Origin of the sequence: Pseudomonas gorinensis (assembly GCF_042015035.1) — a bacterium.
GTDB classification, from domain to species: domain Bacteria; phylum Pseudomonadota; class Gammaproteobacteria; order Pseudomonadales; family Pseudomonadaceae; genus Aquipseudomonas; species Aquipseudomonas gorinensis.
In genome coordinates this window covers 2,724,926-2,743,114 of the sequence record NZ_CP167125.1, presented here as the reverse complement: position 1 = coordinate 2,743,114, position 18,189 = coordinate 2,724,926, and the positions used below count along the sequence as shown (strand labels likewise).

The following is an 18,189-nucleotide window of genomic DNA, read 5'->3' as shown; positions in this document are numbered from 1 at the left end:
AGAATTTCGCAATAAACAGCTTTTTATCCGCACATTCATAGCCGCTTCACTCGTGGGCAAGCCAGTACATTAGACCTCCATGGTCCCGCAGAGCGACCGACAACAAAAACGACAGCTCGCCCAAGAAATCTGCCAACCATTCGGAGTCTTTCCATGAGCACATTGCGCACTACAGCTTTCAAACTCGCGAGCCTGGCCCTGTTCATCGGTGGCGCTACCCAGGCCATGGCCGAGGACATCACATTCGTTTCCCAGGGCGGTGCCTACCAAGACGCCCAGAGCAAGGCGATTCTCGAGCCGGCCGCGAAAAAACTCGGCTTGACGCTCAAGCAGGACAGTTCACCGAAGGCTTATCCGATCATCAAGACCCAGGTCGAGAGCGGCAAAGTCACCTGGGATGTGGTCGACCTGCCCACTGGTGATTGCATCCGAGGCGAGGCCGAAGGCCTGTTCGAGAAGCTCGACCTGTCGCTGGTTCCCAACGCCGCGCAGATACCCGACAGCCTCAAGGACGACTACAGCGTCGGCTACATCAGTTACTCCACGGTGCTGGCGTATCGCACGGACGCCTTCAAGGGCGACAACGTACCCAAGACCTGGGCCGATTTTTGGAACACCAAGAAGTTTCCAGGCCAACGTTCCCTGCGCAACTTGCCGCGCCCGACCCTGGAAATCGCGTTGTTGGCAGACGGCGTGCCGGTGGACAAGCTCTACCCACTGGACGTTGATCGCGCCTTCAAGAAGCTCGAACAGATCAAGCCCGACATTGCCACCTGGTGGACATCCGGCGGGCAGTCGGCGCAGCTGATCAGCGACGGTGAAGTGGACATGATCCAGGCCTGGAATGGCCGCATCACCGCCGTGCAGGCCGCCGGGGCGCCGGTGGCCTTCGATTACAACCAGGGCGTGCTGGAAACCAACTCACTGTGCGTACTCAAGGGTTCCCCGCACAAGGTGGCGGCGATGAAGTTCGTCAACGAAGCCATCGATGCGCAGCTCCAGGCGGCACTGCCGATGATCATCGACTACGGCCCGTTGAATCCCGAGGCATTCAAGACCGGCGTGATCCCGGCCGAGCGTGAAGCCAAGCTGCCGTCCGCCCCCGAGAACATCTCCCGCCAGGCCCTGCTCTCGGCGCAATGGTGGGCCTCGCAGGACGGGGTCAAGGCTGAAGAGCGCTGGCTGGCCTTCGTCCAGAAAAAATAACCGCCGATTGATGCTGCGCCGCGGGCCAGACGCCTCGGCGCAGGACATGCCGTCTGCCTCCCCGATTTCGACATAAAGCACTTCGGCACCGGCCAATTCCACCCGCTTCGTTCGTTGGCATCCCGGTACATTAGACCTGAGGGTCCCGCAGAGTGAGCTATGCAGACAACTCGCGCTCGCCCTACGTACCTGCCCACCATTGGGAGTTCCCTACATGACACTATCCGAGCACCGCACCTTGCAGTCCGTGAGGACGATTGCCGCCAGCACTGTCCGCCAGCGCTGGATTCCCTCCAGCCCCCTGCAGTGACGAGAGGTCTTTATGTCAAACGCCTATCTCGCCAAATCCATGCCCGACTCCAGCGACCAGCCCCAACCACCGTTGAGCAGCGAACAGGCCCTGGCCCGCGAAGAGCGCAAGGAACACACCTCGATGCTGTTGCTACTCACCCCCGCGCTGGTGATAGTGGTGGTGCTGCTGATCATGCCCCTGTGCTGGCTGGCCTTGCAGTCGGTCCAGACCGAGGAAGGGTTTTCCCTGGCCAACTACGTCCGGATTTTCCAGGAAACCATCTACTGGGACACCTTCGCCCTGACCTTCAAGATCAGCTTCATGGTGACCATCCTGTCGGTCGTGATGGGTTTCCCCATCGCCTACGCCGCCTCGCGCCTGCAGGGTCTCTGGGCCAACCTCATCCTGATCTGCGTGATCCTGCCGTTCTGGACCAGCGTATTGGTGCGTGCCTATGCCTGGCTGGTGCTGCTGCAACGCCGCGGGCTGGTCAACCAGACGCTGATGGACCTGGGGATCATCGACCAGCCCCTGACACTGATGCACAACACCACCGGCACGGTGATCGGCACCCTGCACGTGATGTTGCCCTTCATGGTCCTGCCGCTGTATTCGGTGATGAAGAAGATTCCCCAGGACCTCATGCAAGCGTCGGAAAGCCTGGGCGCAAAACCCTTCTACACCTTCCGCCGCGTGTTCCTGCCAATGGCGGCGCCCGGGATCATGGCCGGTTCGATCCTGGTCTTCGTCATTTGCCTGGGCTTCTTCATCACCCCTGAATTGCTCGGTGGCGGTCGCACGATCCTGGTGTCGATGCTGGTGCAACGCAACGTCGAGCTGTACCACGCCTGGGGCGCCGCCAGTGCGGTCGGCCTGGTGCTGCTGTTCGTGGTGTTCCTGATTTTCTGGGGCATCAATCGCTTCATTCCCATCGAACGCATTCTGGGAGCTCGCTAAATGAACCTGCTTGCCAACCTGCGTCACCTGCGCCTGTCCCACGTACTGTTCACCGTGGTGGTCGCGGCGATCCTGCTGTACCTGATCATCCCGGTGTTGATCGTGGTGCCCATGTCGTTTTCCGAAGCACGCTTCCTGCAGTTCCCGCCCAAACAATGGTCTTTCCATTGGTACGAGGCGTTCTTCAACAGTGTGGAGTGGATGTCAGCGGCACGGGTCAGCCTGATCACGGCATTCTTCACCATGGCAATCAGCCTGCCGATCGGCATGGCGGCCGCCTACGCCATCAACAACTCGAGCCTGAAGGTGGTGCGTACGTTGCAGATCATTCTGCTGCTGCCGATGATGGTGCCGATCATCCTGATCGCCGCCGGCGTGTTCTTCGTGTATGCCCGGGTCGGCCTGATCAGCACGCTGACCGGGCTGGTGCTGGCGCACATTATGCTCGCCCTGCCCTATGTGATCATCGCGCTGCTGGCCGGCCTGCGTAATTTCGACATGTCGCAGGAAATGGTGGCACGCAGCCTGGGCATGAACCGCTTCCGCGCGTTCATGGCCGTGACCCTGCCGCAGATCAAGCCGAGCGTGGTGTCGGCCACGCTGTTCGCCTTCATCACCTCGCTGGATGAAACCGTGGTGGCCTTGTTCATCTCCGGTGGCGACAACCAGACGCTGACCAAGCGCATGTTCACGGCGCTGCGCGACGAGATCGACCCGACCATTGCCGCGATCAGTTCGATCCTGATCCTGGCCTCCCTGATCCTGGTGCTGATCGCCGGGCGCAACAAGCACTGATCCTTCCTCAAAAACGCCTTTGCCCGCGTGGGCGGTGTGCTGGACATCATCAATGTCCGCGCGGCACCGCCCACGCGGGCAAAGGCGTTTCCGGGGCTTTGTTCCTTACCCGCCGATCACACGACCCAGGCAATTTCCAGCCCCAGCACAGCCTGCCGTCACGCGCCTCATTTCAGCATCTATCACCCGTGCGCAGGCGTATCTCGGCATCGGCCACTGGACGGGGCTTTTTACAATGGACCCATCGTTCGCACCCTCAAGGCCCTGATCATGTTGAAAAACCAACTGCGTGACCCTTCCCTGCTTGTCGAACGCGCCTACGTCAACGGCGCCTGGATCGAGGCCGATGACGGCGCGACGATCGACGTGACCAACCCCACCGATGGCAGCGTGATTGCCCGGGTGCCGGCGTTGCAGGCCGCTGAAACCCGCCGCGCGATCGAGGCCGCGCGAGCGCGCTTCGTCGCCTGGCGCGAAGTGCCTGCCGCCGAACGCGCGCGCTATCTGGAGGTGTGGTTTGGCCTGATCATGGAAAACCAGGAAGACCTGGCGCTGATCATGACCACCGAACAAGGTAAACCGCTGACCGAGTCCCGTGGCGAAATCGCCTACGGCGCCAGTTTCGTCAAGTGGTTCGCTGAAGAAGCCCGGCGAGTTTATGGCGACACGATCCCTTCGCCTGCCGCCGACCGGCGCATTCTGGTGCTCAAGCAACCCATCGGCGTCGTCGCGGCCATCACCCCCTGGAACTTCCCGAACGCGATGATCACCCGCAAATGCGCCCCCGCCCTGGCGGCCGGTTGCACGGTATTGGTCAAGCCGTCGGAGATGACCCCGCTGTCGGCCCTGGCACTGGCGGTACTGGCTGAGCGCGCGGGCATCCCGGCCGGCGTGTTCAACGTCCTGACCGGCCTGCCTGCCGGGGTCGGCGGCGAGATGACCGCCAACCCCGATGTGCGCAAACTGTCGTTCACCGGTTCCACCCGGATCGGTCAGTTGCTGATGAGCCAGTGCGCCGCCACCATCAAGCGCCTGAGCCTGGAACTGGGCGGCAACGCGCCGTTCATTGTCTTTGACGACGCCGACCTTGACCTGGCCATCGCCGGCGTCATGCAAAGCAAATTCCGCAATGCCGGCCAGACCTGCGTGTGCGCCAACCGCATCCTGGTGCAGGACGGCATCTACGATCGTTTCGCCGAACGCCTGTGCGCTGCCGTTGCCGAGTTGAAAGTCGGCAACGGCCTGCAAAGCGGTGTCACCATCGGGCCACTGATCAACGCCGCCGCCGTGGACAAGGTGGCACGGCACATCAACGACGCCCTGGAGAAAGGCGCGAGCATCGCCATCGGCGGCGTACCTCAAGGCGAGGGGCTGTATGTGCAGCCGACCGTGCTGCGCGACGCCAACGCCGACATGCTGCTGGCCACGGAAGAAACCTTCGGCCCGGTCGCTCCACTTTTCCGTTTCAAGGATGAGGCCGAGGCACTGACCCTGGCCAATGCCACGCCCTACGGCCTCGGCGCGTACTACTTCACCCAGGACATGCGCCGCGCCTGGCGTATGGGCGAACGCCTGGAGTTCGGCATGGTCGGGCTCAACACCGGGATCATTTCCATGGAGGTGGCGCCCTTCGGTGGCATGAAGCAATCGGGCACCGGCCGCGAAGGTTCCAAGTATGGCCTGGACGAGTTTCTCGAGATAAAGGCCTGGCACATCGGCGGCCTGGACTGATTGAGGCGGGCATAAAGCAGCCTGTGGTCCCCCACTCGCACCGGACAGCAGATCATGTTGGTCCGGCCCCCCAAAACGGCACGAACCAGGCCCATGCCTGTGTTCAGATAACCAGCAGGCTTATCGGGCAATCCCTGGTTCTACAGAGGACGACGCTTCATGAATTTCACTGAAGGTTTTGAATCGGTCAGCGTTAACAAGGTGTGCAAGCACTACGGCAACCTCAAGGCTTTGAACAACGTGGACCTCAAGGTCGAAGCCGGGGAATTCATGTCATTGCTGGGCCCGTCCGGTTCAGGCAAAACCACCTTGTTGAGCATTCTGGGTGGTTTTATCAGGGTCAGTTCCGGCAGCATTTTATTCGGCGAACGCGACGTCACTCTGATGCCGCCGCACAAACGCGAAATCGGCGTGGTATTTCAGAACTACGCGCTGTTCCCGCACATGACTGTCGGCGAAAACGTGGCCTTTCCACTGCGTGCCCGTGGCGAAAGCGCCAGCAAAAGCCGCGACCGGGTCAAGAGCGCCCTGGCGACCGTGGAACTGACGGGCTACGAAGACCGCAACATCGCGGCGCTGTCTGGCGGGCAGCGCCAGCGCGTGGCCCTGGCCCGCGCCATCGTCTTCGAACCCAAGCTGATCCTGATGGATGAGCCCCTGTCGGCCCTGGACAAGCAACTGCGCGAAATCATGCAGATCGAGCTGCGAGCCCTGCACAAGCGCCTGGGCGCCACCATGATCTACGTGACCCACGATCAGCGCGAAGCCCTGACCATGAGCGACCGTATCGCAATCATGCGCGGCGGCCAGCTGGTGCAGGTCGACACACCGCGCCGCCTGCACGATCACCCGGCCGACGATTTCGTCGCCAGCTTCATCGGCGAGAGCACCCTGGTGCCGCTGCAACGCAGTGCGGACAACGGCTTGACCCTGGGCAGCACAGCACTGCGCACCACCCGTCCGGTGCCGGCATCGGGCGATGTGTTCCTGGCCCTGCAATCGGAAAAACTGCTGCTGGACAACAACAGCTCGGGGCCGGAGTGGAACCGTCTGCGTGGCCGCGTGGCAGACATCGTTTTCCAGGGCGAAAGCCTGAAGGTGTTCGTCGACCTCGAAGGTGGGCCAACGGTCAGCCTGCGCCAACCCAGCCATCATGAAGGCAACCTCAGCCTGCCGCCCATCGGCGCCCCCATGATGATGCGCCTGCATCCGGAAGACACCATCGTCGTGCCACGCGCCGGGGTTTGATTCAGCCAGAACCTATCGGCCCATGGCAGCACGGTTTGCCGGCGTCAACCATTCAAGGTCCCGCCGACAAATCGCACGGCCATGGGCCGATGTCGTTTCTGACGCAAACGATACCCTGCGCCCTGCGCAGCGAAATATTTCGTCACACCCCTGCAAAACAGTCGATCACAGCGCGCGGCACCCCAAGTTCAGCGCTTGTGGTTCCGGGCAATCCTTATCCTGATGACATCACCCGCCACCTTCGGCGTTCACGGAGATCGAGATGAATTCTGCACTGACTGAAAACCAACGCCTGCTGGCCCTGCGCGAACAGCATGTACCGCGTGGTATCGCCACCGCCCACCCGGTGGTCGCGGCGCGCGCGCAGGGCGCCGAACTGTGGGATGTCGATGGCAAGCGTTACCTGGACTTCGTCGGCGGCATCGGCGTGCTCAACGTCGGCCATAACCATCCGAAGGTGGTCGAGGCGGTGCGTCGGCAGGTCGGCGAGATCTCCCATGCCAGCTTCCAGGTGGTGGCCTACGAAAACTACATTCAGGTCGCCGCGCGCCTGAACAAACTGATCGGCGGCGACGCCCACTACAAAAGCGTGCTGTTCACGTCCGGTGCCGAAGCCGTCGAAAACGCGGTGAAGATCGCCCGTGGCTACACCAATCGCACCGCGGTTATTTCCTTCCGCGGTGGCTTCCACGGCCGTACCCTGCTGGGCGTGACCCTGACCGGCATGAGCCAGCCCTACAAGCAGAACTTCGGCCCCTTCCCCGCCGAGATCTATCACGCCACCTACCCCAACGCCTATCGCGGCGTCAGCAGCGATGATGCGCTGGCCGAGCTGGACGAGCTGTTCGCCACCGACGTGGCGCCGGACCGTGTCGCCGCGATCATCATCGAACCGGTCCAGGGCGATGGCGGCTTCCTTGCGGCCCCCAAAGAATTCCTGCAAGCCCTGCGCGCCCGCTGCACCCAGCACGGCATCGTGCTGATCCTCGATGAGATCCAGGCGGGCTTCGGCCGTACCGGCACGATGTTCGGCTTCCAGCATGCCGACATCCAGCCCGACCTGGTGACCGTCGCCAAGAGCCTGGCCGGCGGCATGCCACTGTCTGGCGTGGTCGGTCGCGCCGAGATAATGGACGCACCGACGCCGGGCGGCCTGGGCGGCACCTATGGTGGCAACGCAGTAGCTTGTGCTGCGGCACTGGCCGTGCTGGACCTGTTCGAAGAGCAGGATCTGCTGGCACAGGGCGAGACACTGGCAGCCCAACTGCATGACGGGTTGCTGGCCTTGCAGAAACGTTACCCGAGAATCGGTGACGTGCGCGGCCTGGGCTTCATGCAGGCGATCGAAATGATCGCCGACGATGCCGCCCGTAGCCCCGATGCAGCACTGGCGCAAAAGGTCATCGATGAAGCCCGAAACGCCGGTTTGCTGGTGATCAAGTGCGGTGTACATCGCAACGTAGTGCGTTTCCTCGCGCCGCTGGTGACCACTCCAGAGCAAGTGGCAGAAGCCTTGCAGATGCTCGACAAAGCGTTGGCCGCCTGCTGAGTGCAGTAACGGTAACACCCGGCCCGACCTGTCCCGGCAGTGTCGGGCCCTGGGCTGAATCATGATGGAACCGGCATGGCCTACTCAGGAGCAAGTCATGAGAGTCACCCAATACAAGGCGTTGGGCTTGTCATTCAGCACGTTGGTTGACCGCGAACGGGGCATCCTCGAAGGCCTGCGACCGCTGGCAGTGCAAAGTGAATCCAGCGCCAGTGATGCGCAGCTACTCAGTACTTACCGACAGGTGGCGCAAGAGCTTGCCAGCCGTGCACCGCAGATCAGCGCAGCGGCTTTCCACGGCCAGCTCTACCATCGTGTGGCGCAACATTTGCAAACCATTCCGGGCTGGGATGAAAGTGTGGCATTCAGTAGCTCTTCATCCTGGTGGCCGATTTTCGAAGACGCCCCCGGTGCCCTCCAGTACCTGGGCAAGTTCTACCGTTTGATACTGATTGCCCCACCCCAGGGTATCGATGTACTTGCCCTGGCCCGTCGCTTGCCGGTCGAATTCGATGCGATCATTGAACCCAGCGACGAGGATTGGCACAACAGCCTGGAGAGCGAGTTGCATCGCCTGGGGCTGGAGCGATCGGAACTATTACCGGTGCGCAGCACGGAAAGCGATGACCCGTGGAACGAGCGGGTGGATTTTCCGGTTTGCACACTACGGCGCGGCCATGACCAGCCGTGGAACCATTCGCCTCAGGCAATGGACGGCAAGCGCTGTGAATACGCCAGCCTCGCTGACTTGGCCCATGCCCATCAAAAGGCATTGCACACCTGAGTACGACGGCCCTGATTTGACATTGCGAGGACTGATCAATGGACGCTGCAACCAAGCTCGACCGTATCGACATCAACATCCTGGTCCAATTGCAGAAGGACGGGCGCATGACCAACGTCAGCCTCGCCGAAGCCGTTGGACTGTCGCCCAGCCCTTGCCTGCAACGTGTCAAACGCCTGGAGGCCGCCGGGTACATCAGCGGCTATGAAGCCCACGTCAATCTGGCCAAGTTCGCCAACTCGGTGACCGTGTTCACCGAAATGACCCTCTCGGATCACAAGCGTGCCGACTTCGTGAAGTTCGAATCGAGCATCCGCAACATCGACGAAGTGCTCGAGTGCCACTTGATCAGCGGCGGCTACGACTACCTGGTGCGCTTCCTGTGCAGCAGCATCCAGCACTATCAGGAGCTGATGGAATCGATCCTCGACAAGGAAATCGGCATCGAGAAGTACTTCAGCTACATCGTGATCAAATCGCCGGTGGTCAAGAGCACCGTGCCGTTGCGCAGCCTGGTTCGGGCGGTCTAAAAAAAACCTGCAGCGGTGCGGCTGGCCATATCGTTGCATGGGTATCTACACAACTGTGTAGCAACCAACGCTAACCACGATGCGAAGCGAGCCGCTCTTGATCTTGCTTTAGATCTTGATCTTGATCTCAGGCGCCCCGTTAAACCACGCTGGCCGCAATTCGACAGTGATTTGGGGGGTAAACCGGCAGGGATGCCGGTTTAGCCGCCCCGCGCCATGGATGGCGCGTGGCGGCGGCCCCCCAAATCACTGTCGGATTGCGGGCACACCGAGCCTGGGCGAGGTGCCGAGTGGTGGGGCAAGAGCCCTTTTGGTTACTTTTGGCTGGGCCGGCATCCCGGGCTCTTTTCCAAAAGTGACCCGCTGTAAGAGCGGAACCCTAAGTTGCCGTTACCGCAGCAATGGATATGTACCTGATCCAATCCAAAAAAATGGTCGGCCCAAAGCCCGCCATCGGGGGCAAGTCGAATCGTCGCACCGCCCGCTCCCACATTTAGGTCGCGGTGCATCCGTTAGATAGCCGTCGCCCCCCGAGCAGTCACGGGAGCAAGCTCCCTCGCCACAGGTTCAGGGCCATGCCAAAGTTGTGTAGATACCCATGCATATCGTTGGCCAGCGCACCGCTGCAGGTCGGATGGATCCTGCCGGCCCTTTGCCGAACTCACGACAAGATGCAGAACACCTTGCGTACGGTCTCTTCGCTGACCCACGCATTGGTGGCGCCCTGGGGCACGATCACCGTTTCTCCCGCCCGCACATGATGGCTGTCGCCCTGTTCAGCCCGCAACGTCACCGAGCCTTCAAGGATAAACATCAGCTCGCTGTAACCCGGCTCGACCTGCTTGCGCGCGTACGCCTCGCATTGCCACAGCCCGACACGCAGGTTGCCGGCGCTGAACAGGGTTTCGCTCCAGGCCTTGGGCGTCGCGGTCAACAGCACACTGGCTGCCGGCGGACTCGCCGGTGCAAGCGCCTGGGACAGGTCGATCCTGATCGGAAGGCGGGGCATTTGCGTGGAGGCTGAAAGCCCCGGAAACACCATGAACAGCCGGCGCAATTGCCCGTGATGGTGCCAACGCACACGGAGTCCACGAGGCACGACGAAGCAATCCCCTGCCGTCAGTTGCAGGTCAAAACCCTCACCCTGCAAACGCAGTTCTCCGGCTTCAACCACACCCAGTTCAACCCAGGGAAACGCCTCGATCAACAGGTTCGCACCGGTGCTGACACTACTGCCTGCGGCATAGCCCTGCACGGGGTCGTGGAAGTTGATGACTCGCCCGGCCGCCAGCGGATCGCCCTGCAGGGCGAATGCGGCGCAGGGCAATTGACGATCAGTGTAGGGGTGGGAGTAATGCAGAATCGGTGGCATACCTTAACGCTCGCTCATCGGCCGATGATGTCTAGAAATTGCTGCCAGCCCGCCGCCAGGCGAACGCCCGGCGCGCGGAAGGCATGCAGAGGAATGGGGTTGAAATGCTCGCCCGCGAGCAAACCGAGCTCGACCTTCTCGCCCGCCGTCATGGCGGCCAGTTGCTTGCCCATCCAGGTCGACATCGCGACCCCGCCACCGTTGTAGCCAATGGCGTAGTAGCTGCGTTCATCGAGCTGGCCGGCATGGGGAAGATAATCCAAGGTCATGGCCACCAGGCCCGACCAGCGATAAGCAATAGGCTGGTCGCGCAGGATCGGGAAAACGTCGCCCATGCTGCGCTGCAAAGCATCGAAGGCGCTTTGTGAATCGCCTTTGCCGAACGCTCCCCGCCCACCAAAAATCAAGCGATCACCGATAACGCGGAACCAGCGCAACATGCGCTTGGTGTCACCACACACCTGCCCACCCGGCATGATTGTGGCAAGGATGTGCGGTGGCAGTGACTCAGTGGCGATGATCGCGCTGCGGAAAGGAATCAAGCGTCGGTGCAGCGTATCGGTGGCGCGGGTCTGGTCGGAATAACCATTGGTAGCGTAGATCACTTGCTTGGCACTGACCCGCCCTTGCGGCGTCTGCACGATCACCCGATCGCCTTCGCGACGGACCTGCTCGGCCGGGCTGTTGATGAACATTTTCACGCTATGGCCGGCCAAGTGGCGGGCCATGCCGCGCGCGTAGTTCAAAGGGTGGATACCGCCGGCATTGGGGGTCAGCAGGCCGCCGGCGAAGATCGTCGAGCCGGTCATTTCCCGCACCTGGTCGGCCGAGATCATCCGTGATGACGTACCGCCGGTTTCACGCTTGATCCAGTTCGCGGTCGACTCCAGCGCGCCCAGCGCGTGGACATTGTGCGCCGCCGCGATGTGCCCGCCCAGATGCAGCTCGGCCCCGGTCAGGCCAAGGGTTTCAACCATCTCCACCAGGCTGTCCACCGCGGCATAACCGGTGTGGTACATCTGCAACGCAGTGTCACGACCAAAGCGCGCCATGAGCGTGGGAAAGCCCACCCGGAACTTCGGTGACACCACACCGCCGTTACGTCCGCTCGCGCCCCAGGCCAGGGTATTGGCCTCGACGATGAGGGGCTCGCGACCACTGCGGGCAATGTGATGGGCTGCCGAGAGGCCGGTGTAACCCGCACCAATGATCACCACGTCGCACTGCCGCTCGCCTTCCAGGGATTGCAGCGCAGGTGCCGGTTGGGCGGTGGCCGCCCATAAGCTCTGAACAGTCATGCCAGCCTCTCGACTCAATAAGGATTGGCGCTCACGGCCAAGGCCCAAGCGCCGAGGGGATCAACCCAGCTCTTTCTCGACCGCGTCGGCCAATTGCGCCAGCGAAGTGAAGTGGTAATGCGGCTCGGTGCGTTCCGATTCGAGGGTGCCGCCGGTGCCTTTCTGGGCAAAACGACGCTCGATCCAGCAGGTCTGATAACCCAGGCGCATGGCCACGCCGATGTCGTGGTACTGACTCTGGGCAACGTGCAGGATGTTCTCGAACAGAATGCCCTGGGTCGCCAGCACACCACGGGTGTAGGCAAAGAACTGCGGATCGGGTTTCTCGAAGCGCACATCGTCGACGGTGACCCGTACGTCGAACGGCTGGTCGAGGGTTTCGGCCATGTAGTTCAGCGCCCAGATCTGCGAGTTGGTGGTGGCCACCAGCTTGAAGTGCTTGCGCAGGCGCTTGAGCGCTTCGACAGAATCAGGGAAGGCCGGGAAGTTCTTCACCGCCTGCGCCAGGCCCTTGGCATAGTCGTCGTTGTCCGGCAGCCCCAACTTGGACGCGATGACGTGGTAGCAACGCTCCAGGTCATCCGGCCACCAGCCCGAATCAGTCGAGGCACGGGCCTCGCGATAAGCTTTGAGGATGTCGTCGTCGCTGCGGGCCTTGCCCGCTTCACCCGCGACTTCGCGTACATGGGCCAGGATTCCGGCTTCGAAATCGATCAGGGTACCGACAACGTCGAACGTCAGGGCTTTGAACTGCTTGAAAGACATAGGGCGCTCCGCAAGAAAAGTCGTAAGGGTGAAGCTGACTGGACAGGCCCATTATCTGCCCGCATTCTCGCGAAATATTTTGTTTTGCCCTACCCCTGAGGCATAACCTACTGTTTTTTTACTCGACGTGCCGCACCTGTGCTCAATGGCTCGATTCCAGGGCGGCAAGCAGCCCCAGATGAGGGTAAAGCGCGTCGATCCTGAGCATGTCCTCACGCATCTCCTCGATGATCCAGTCACGCACGCTTTCCACGATCGGGCGCACTGGACGATTGGCCGGAACGACCAGGCAGCAACGCCGGGAGTTGACCCGAAAAGAGTCCGTCGCCGGCACCAGCTCGCCTTTGCATAAGGAGTTCGACACCACGTTCAACCATCCCAGCGCCATGCCCTGGCCCAACAAGGCGGCCTGTACCACCACGGCATAATCGGAGAACACCAGCGCGTTGTCGGCGCGTCCCGGCGTTTCAAAAGCGGCGGCCCAGCCGCGGTCCTGGTTGTCCATGCTGATCAGCGTCGGCACCTGTTTTTTAGCCTTGCCCTGAACGACATCCGCCAGGTACTGGGCGTTGCACACAGGCAGGGTAATTTCTGGAATAACCAGTGTATCCGTGGCCTTCAGGCTGCCCGCCTCGAGGTAACGCATGCCCAGATCGACGTCCACCAAGGGGCCGCCGATCCTACCGGACATCAATTGATAGCGCATGTCGACAGTGGGGAATCGCTGGCTGAAACGACTCATGCGCGGCATCAGCCAATGGGTGGTGAACGCCGTCGACACCGACAGCGTCACGGTCTCGATGCCCGTCGCCCGTGCCTCGATTTCACTGATTGCCGACTCGATGGTACTGAAGCCTTCCTGCACGCGACGGTACAAAATGCTGCCGCTTTCCGTCAGCCTCGCCCCACCATGAACACGCTCGAAAAGCTGCACGCCAAGGTGCTCTTCCAGGCGCGACAACATGCGACTCACGGCCGGTTGGCTGACGCACAGTTCATCCGCCGCCCGGGTGAAGCTGCCACATCGAGCGGCCGCCTCGAAGACGAACAATGAGCTGGAACTGGGAACCTTGCGACGTAGATTAGACATGACCTGAGTTTATGCCTGGCACAACTATTAGTAAATTGTCCCGAACAAAATACCCCGCCTATTCTGGTGAGCGGCTGCGTAAGGCGACCCACGGATATTCGGCGCGGCACTCCTCTCCCTCACGAGACCCTTCCCTGCTATGAAAAACACCTTGAAGTTTTACATCGATGGCCGCTGGGTAGAGCCTCACAGCTTCGATCGCCTGCCCGTGATCAACCCTGCCACCGAGCAGGCATTCTGCGAAATCGCCATGGGAGACCTGAACGATGTCGAGTCTGCCGTCATGGCCGCCCGGCGCGCTTTTCCAGGGTTCTCGCGCACGTCACCCGCGCAGCGCAAACAACTGCTGCAACGGATTCTGGATGTCTTCATGGCGCGCTACGATGAAATCGCTGACGCCATCGTCCAGGAAGTCGGTGCCCCGAAAGCCTTGTCCCACGCCTGGCAAGCCGGGATCGGCAAACGTCACCTGGAGCAACTGCTGCGCACCCTCGACACGTTCGAGTTCCAGAAATCCCGTGGCACCACATTGATTACCCACGAGCCTGTGGGTGTGGTGGCGCTGATCACACCCTGGAACTGGCCGATCAATCAGATCGTCTGCAAGGTCGCGCCGGCCCTCGCCGCCGGCTGCACCATGGTCCTCAAGCCGAGTGAAATCGCACCGATCAATGCCTTGCTGTTCGCTGAGGTCATGCATGAGGCCGGCGTGCCGGCGGGCGTTTTCAACCTGATCAACGGCGACGGCCCGACGGTGGGTGCTGCCCTGTCTGCACACCCACACGTGGACATGGTTTCGTTTACCGGTTCGACCCGCGCAGGGACGGAAATCGCGCGCCTGGCCGCACCGACCGTCAAGCGTGTGCATCAGGAATTGGGCGGAAAATCGGCCAACATCTTGCTCGACGATGTCGACCTGCAAGCGGCAGTGACCAACGGTGTAGACAGTTGCTTTGGCAATAGCGGGCAATCCTGCAATGCGCCTACGCGCATGCTGGTGCCCGTCGCGCTGCACGACCAGGCCGTGGACATCGCCCGTCGCGCCGCGCAAAAACATATCGTTGGCGCGCCCGATAAGGACGCCACGACCATGGGCCCGGTGATCAGTCAACGCCAATACGACAGCATCCAGCGAATGCTTGCCATCGGCATCGACGAAGGTGCACAACTGGTGTGCGGCGGTCCAGGTCGCCCCGATCACCTGCCCCAGGGTTACTACGTACAGCCGACGATCTTCGCCCAGGTCACCCAGGATATGACCATCGCCCGCGAAGAAATTTTCGGACCGGTGCTGGTCATCCAGGCCTACGAGGATGAAGCGCACGCAGTCCGCATGGCTAACGACAGCGTGTTCGGGCTGGCGGCTTACGTTCAATCGACGGACCAGGCGCGGGCCCGCGACGTTGCCCTGCAAATGCGTGCCGGCAGTGTGTACATCAACTATCCGAGTTGGGATTCCGGCGCGCCGTTTGGTGGCTACAAGCAATCGGGCAACGGCCGTGAGTACGCCGAATGGGGGCTGGAGGCGTTTCTGGAAGTGAAGGGAATTGTCGGTTGGGGAGCTTGATGCCCCCGCCCTGACAGGCTCGCCGGCCAGGTGATGGCTACAGTCGAGCCGCCACCGTGGCCACACTGCCTGACATTTTTGCCTCAGCCTTGATCAGATCGGCCATGCGCTCGGTGATCATCAGGGTCGGGACGTTGGTATTGGCGCAGGGAATCGAAGGCATCAGCGAAGCGTCACACACCCGCAACCCGGCGACACCGATCACGCGGCCATCACCGGTGGTGACTGCCAGCGGATCATCGGCGCGCCCCATGCGGCAAGTGCCTGACGGGTGCCAGGTGCCACCGACATTGCGCTGCACGAACTCGGTCAGGGCCTGGTCATCGGCGAGCAGCTTTTTCAGGGTGACCCCCTGAGTCACCAGGCCCTGAATCAGCAAGCCCCGCAACGGCCCGGCGATATCCAGCAACACGCTCAAGGCGCCGCGTTGCAGTGCATTGAACCAGCCCGGCATTGCGACCCTGGCCACTCGTGGTGAGTAACTCGATGGAAACACCACACTGCATTCCCGGTTCAAGGCGGGCGCCGACAAGGTCTGGGCGCCGAAGCGCAATGCCTGCTTCAGACGTTCGAGGTCGCGGCCATCGCTGAGCATGTCGAAGCGTACGTGCGGTTCCTCATGGGGATCGCTGGATGTCAGGCGCAGATGACCACGGGAATAGGATTTGTTGACCCAGAAAAACATCGTGCCCAGTCGATAACCGATCGAATGCCAGCCTGATCGAGAAAGGATTGCGCCATGCATATCACACGGCACCGTGTCATCCAGCCCGGATGAAAAACGCACGATGGCCTGCTCATGGTGCTCTTCGGGAAACGCCGTGCGGCCTTCGCGATTGAGCAGCGCAGACACCGCAATCGAAGGATGCTCCATCAGGTTGGCCCCCACCCCTGGCCGGTCCACCACCGGGGCAATGCCCAGAGAAGTCAGGTCGTCCGCCGGACCAATCCCACTGCGTAGCAACACCGCAGGGCTGTGGATCGCACCGGCACAGACGATGACTTCACGCGCCCGCAAGGACTCGACGACGCCATGACTGTCGATAATCCTGGCGCCTGTCGCCCGACCGGCCTCAATCAACACCCGATCCACCACGCAGCGGGTGCGCAGGGTCAGGTTCTGGCGTTTGCGCACCTCATCGGTCAGATAACACACCGATGTCGGGATTCGCTCGCCCTGCTCGCTGACGCCAATGGCACCCACGAACACGCCCTCCTCCCAGAGCCCATTCTGATCGGCCTTGTGCTCGAGGCCACGCCCGCCCAGGACCTTCATCACACCTTTGACGAAAGGCGAAAGGCGCTCCGATGGCGTACGCCGGATCCTGACCGGGCCGTCGCGGCCATGCAGCGCCTGGTCCTGTGGCCCGCAAAAGTCGGTGTCGTTTTCCAGCTTGCGAAAGTACGGCAGGCAGGTGTTCCAGCTCCAACCTTCGGCCCCCAGCGCCTGCCATTCGTCATAGTCGGCGGGCGCACCACGGTTGGTCATCAGGGCGTTGATCGCCGAGCCCCCACCGAGGATCCGCGCCTGCTCATAGCGCCGGGTGGCACCGGCACGCTGGCCCATCAACGCGGTCAGGCGCTGCCAGATATTGCTGGCATCCAGATAGGCGCGCCCCGGGTAACGGCTACGTATCTCGGCGGGCATCGTGTGCAGGGAAATATCGCGCCCCGCCTCGATCAGACACACCTGTTTGTCGGGGTCCTCCGAGAGCCGGGCGGCCAGCACGCAGCCGGCCGAACCACCGCCCAGAATCAAATAATCGATCATGCCGACACCTTACTGAACGAATTTGAGCCAGCGATCCTTGGCGGCAATCCCTTCAGCGGAGGCCCACCACTCTTCCGACATCAGCGCTTGCCTGGCCGCGTTATCCGGCGAGCTTGGCAGTTCCTTGGCCCGCTCGGGGGTAATTTTCCCCGTGGCGAACGCCGCCGGGTTACCTGGACCGTAGTCAATGTAGAGCGGCAGGTTGGCTTGCAATTCAGGCGATACCGCTTCGTTGAGGAACTTCACAGCCGCCGCATAGTTGGGGGCATTTTTCAGGATGCACAACTGGGTGTTTTGCAGCAGGCCGTCGTTGTAGGTGAAGGCCACGTCCGGATTACTCTTTTGCACGGCGCTGGCTCGACCGTTCCAGATCATCAGCATGTCGACTTCGCCATCGGCGAGCAGTTGCGCCGACTGACCACCCGAGGTCCACCACACGGCAATGTTCGGCTTGATCTGCTCGAGACGCTTGTAGGCGCGGTCGACATCCAGCGGGTAAAGCTTGTCACGGGGCACGCCGTCAGACAGCAGCGCCGCCTCCAGGGTGCTCATCGGATCGTTACGCAAGGCACGCACGCCGGGGAAGTTCTTCACGTCCCAGAATTCGGCCCAGGTCTGCGGCACTTTCTTCAGGTTTTTCTTGTTGTAGCCAATGACCGACGAATAGAACTCGTAGGCCACCGAATATGGAGTGCGGTAGGCCGCCGGCATGTTCTGTACGTTCGGCAGCTTGCTCAGGTCCAGCGGTTCGATAAGCCCTTCCTTGCCACCGCGCAGGCAGTTGGAGGGTGGTGTATCGATCACATCCCAGACCGGTTTTTTCGCTTCGCCCTGGGCCTTGACCATCGGCCAGGCGTCGGGGGCGCTGTCCTGCTTGATGGTAATGTTCAGCAGTTTGGCTGCCGGATCCAGAATGGCCTTGGTCTGGGCCTCCTGGTAAGCACCGCCTTGGGAGACAAAGGTGATTTCCGCGGCCACGGCGGGCATCGCGCACGCCACCGAAAGACTCAACAGGGAAATGACGGAACCGAACGCTTGAGCAACAGACAAGGTTTTCATGGCAAATCATCCTGGACGTAGATTAATTCGGCAGCGTTAAAACCTCGACTGAACACCCTGCACCCACGTGCTTTGCTCAGGTTTGATTTTATTGTTCGACCGAGCGGGACATTTCGACGTTACAAGAGCATGACAGCAGAGGGCAATGCACGAATAGTCAGAGATGTCATAACCT

At 61.5% G+C, this 18,189-nt stretch carries 15 protein-coding genes; 9 read left to right on the top strand and 6 right to left on the bottom strand.

Going from position 1 to position 18,189, the window contains the following annotated elements:
- Positions 1-153: 153 nt before the first annotated feature.
- From AB7933_RS12665 to AB7933_RS12630, 8 genes are all read left to right on the top strand, one after another.
- On the top strand, positions 154-1,206 hold the full coding sequence (locus tag AB7933_RS12665) for an ABC transporter substrate-binding protein (protein ID WP_024074585.1): 1,053 nt from the start codon (positions 154-156) through the stop codon (positions 1,204-1,206).
- Between the two features lie 322 nt (positions 1,207-1,528).
- Positions 1,529-2,455, top strand: a complete 927-nt coding sequence (locus AB7933_RS12660; protein WP_024074584.1) for an ABC transporter permease — start codon at positions 1,529-1,531, stop codon at positions 2,453-2,455.
- Entirely contained in the window at positions 2,456-3,250 is a 795-nt protein-coding gene (locus AB7933_RS12655) for an ABC transporter permease (RefSeq protein ID WP_024074583.1), read from the top strand. It abuts the gene before it with no gap.
- Positions 3,251-3,520: 270 nt separating this feature from the next.
- A complete protein-coding gene (locus tag AB7933_RS12650; RefSeq protein ID WP_024074582.1) occupies positions 3,521-4,981 on the top strand; it encodes an NAD-dependent succinate-semialdehyde dehydrogenase in 1,461 nt (486 codons plus the stop codon).
- A gap of 159 nt (positions 4,982-5,140) precedes the next feature.
- Positions 5,141-6,229: an ABC transporter ATP-binding protein gene (locus AB7933_RS12645; RefSeq protein ID WP_024074581.1), complete on the top strand. Its 1,089-nt coding sequence runs from the start codon at positions 5,141-5,143 to the stop codon at positions 6,227-6,229.
- Between the two features lie 262 nt (positions 6,230-6,491).
- Positions 6,492-7,778, top strand: a complete 1,287-nt coding sequence (gabT, locus tag AB7933_RS12640) for a 4-aminobutyrate--2-oxoglutarate transaminase (RefSeq protein ID WP_024074580.1) — start codon at positions 6,492-6,494, stop codon at positions 7,776-7,778.
- A gap of 97 nt (positions 7,779-7,875) precedes the next feature.
- Positions 7,876-8,562 (top strand): hypothetical protein, encoded by a 687-nt coding sequence (locus AB7933_RS12635; RefSeq protein WP_024074579.1) that lies wholly within the window; start codon positions 7,876-7,878, stop codon positions 8,560-8,562.
- A 38-nt stretch (positions 8,563-8,600) separates the two neighbouring features.
- Positions 8,601-9,092, top strand: coding sequence for an Lrp/AsnC family transcriptional regulator (locus AB7933_RS12630; protein WP_024074578.1), 492 nt, complete (start codon positions 8,601-8,603; stop codon positions 9,090-9,092).
- A 661-nt stretch (positions 9,093-9,753) separates the two neighbouring features.
- Here AB7933_RS12630 and AB7933_RS12625 read toward each other — a convergent pair.
- From AB7933_RS12625 to AB7933_RS12610, 4 genes are all read right to left on the bottom strand, one after another.
- Entirely contained in the window at positions 9,754-10,464 is a 711-nt protein-coding gene (locus AB7933_RS12625; protein ID WP_024074576.1) for a cupin domain-containing protein, read from the bottom strand.
- Between the two features lie 14 nt (positions 10,465-10,478).
- Complete coding sequence (locus AB7933_RS12620; protein ID WP_024074575.1) at positions 10,479-11,762, bottom strand: NAD(P)/FAD-dependent oxidoreductase; 1,284 nt, start codon at positions 11,760-11,762, stop codon at positions 10,479-10,481.
- A gap of 60 nt (positions 11,763-11,822) precedes the next feature.
- A complete protein-coding gene (locus AB7933_RS12615) occupies positions 11,823-12,527 on the bottom strand; it encodes an HAD-IA family hydrolase (protein WP_024074574.1) in 705 nt (234 codons plus the stop codon).
- Positions 12,528-12,669: 142 nt separating this feature from the next.
- Positions 12,670-13,617, bottom strand: coding sequence for a LysR family transcriptional regulator (locus tag AB7933_RS12610; RefSeq protein WP_024074573.1), 948 nt, complete (start codon positions 13,615-13,617; stop codon positions 12,670-12,672).
- A 139-nt stretch (positions 13,618-13,756) separates the two neighbouring features.
- On the opposite strand from AB7933_RS12610, the gene AB7933_RS12605 reads away from it, so the two are divergent.
- Positions 13,757-15,184 (top strand): aldehyde dehydrogenase family protein, encoded by a 1,428-nt coding sequence (locus AB7933_RS12605; RefSeq protein WP_024074572.1) that lies wholly within the window; start codon positions 13,757-13,759, stop codon positions 15,182-15,184.
- Between the two features lie 37 nt (positions 15,185-15,221).
- Here the strand turns inward: AB7933_RS12605 and AB7933_RS12600 are convergent, their stop codons facing one another.
- Together AB7933_RS12600 and AB7933_RS12595 are read right to left on the bottom strand one after the other, a co-directional pair.
- Positions 15,222-16,955, bottom strand: a complete 1,734-nt coding sequence (locus tag AB7933_RS12600) for a GMC family oxidoreductase (RefSeq protein ID WP_024074571.1) — start codon at positions 16,953-16,955, stop codon at positions 15,222-15,224.
- Between the two features lie 9 nt (positions 16,956-16,964).
- Complete coding sequence (locus AB7933_RS12595) at positions 16,965-18,014, bottom strand: ABC transporter substrate-binding protein (protein WP_024074570.1); 1,050 nt, start codon at positions 18,012-18,014, stop codon at positions 16,965-16,967.
- Positions 18,015-18,189 lie beyond the last annotated feature (175 nt).